Annotated in this window: 1 protein-coding gene; it reads right to left on the bottom strand. The window is 48.3% G+C overall.

The genetic code is table 11. The features are described from left to right. Positions 1-183 precede the first annotated feature (183 nt). Positions 184-1,032, bottom strand: a complete 849-nt coding sequence (locus F6K20_RS39320; protein ID WP_044493468.1) for a M20/M25/M40 family metallo-hydrolase — start codon at positions 1,030-1,032, stop codon at positions 184-186. Positions 1,033-1,183: the final 151 nt, after the last annotated feature.

The raw sequence follows: 1,183 nt of genomic DNA, 5'->3' as shown, positions 1-1,183 counted from the left end.
TCGAGACTTCTTCCCGACTCCCGACTCCCGATTCCCGACTCCCGATTCCCGACTCCCGATTCCCGACTCCCGATTCCCGACTCCCGATTCCCGACTCCAAATTCTAAATTCTAAATTCTAAATTCTAAATTCTAAATTCTAAATTCTAAATTCTAAATTCTAACTTCCCGACTCCCGATTCCCCTAGACAAGATTTCCAAGACCAGCGATTAAGCCACGACAGACACCAGTGAGAAAATCTAAATCTAGGGTATCAATGCGATCGCTTGGTTGATGGTAATGGGGATTGCGCAGAAATGCTGTATCGGTTACCATCAAAGCTCGATAACCTTGGTCCCAAAATGGAGCGTGATCACTGAGCCTGGTCTCACGAACGATTATCCCTCGTGATGGTATTGGTAAGCACTGACAAGGGATCCCCACTTGGCGGATACGGCGAGCTAAATGCCTCAAGTCAAGGATTGTTGGCAAGTTTCCCACTAAGGTAATGAAGTCCCCCTGATTGGGGTAAAAATATTTTAGTCCTGGTGGGTAGGTTTGGGAATTGGGAGTGCGATCGCAATACCCTAACATTTCCAAAGACAGCATTAACCGCAAGGGTTGCTGTTGTTCTTTTAAATAGGCAGCATAGGCAGCACTTCCGAGCAATCCATACTCTTCCATATCAAATGCTACCAGTCGGACTGGGTGTTTAGGCCCAGTAGTGGCAAAGGCTCTAGCTAATTCCAATAGCACCGCTACGCCGGTACCATTATCATCTGCTCCTGGGCTTCCAGGTACCGCATCATAGTGAGAGCCAATTAAAATCGGAGCAAACTGTTGCGGTCTCGCCTCTTTTCCCGGTAGATTCAGAATCAGATTATGATGGGTTTTGCCCGACACCTGAAACTTGTGAATTTCAACGCTTCCCCACTGTTCTAATTCCTGGCGGATGTACTCCTGGACATAGAAATGTCCCGCAGATGCCATATACGGATCGCGATCGCGTACTATCTGGCTGAGGTGGGTGATTAGACGTTCTTTTAGATCCAAGGCAGTGTAATCAGGCAGAAGATTATCATCTAATCTTACCATCTCGGGATTTGGTCCCAAGTAAGCATTCAGCGGTCAGCGGTCAGCCGTCAGCCGTCAGCGGTCAGTGGTCAGTGGTCAGCGGTCAGCGGTCAGTGGTCAGTGGTCAGCA

Origin of the sequence: Moorena sp. SIO2C4 (assembly GCF_010672485.1) — a bacterium.
GTDB classification, from domain to species: Bacteria; Cyanobacteriota; Cyanobacteriia; order Cyanobacteriales; family Coleofasciculaceae; genus Moorena; species Moorena producens.
The sequence above is the reverse complement of the archived record's forward strand: the minus strand, read 5'-3'. Positions and strand labels throughout refer to the sequence as shown.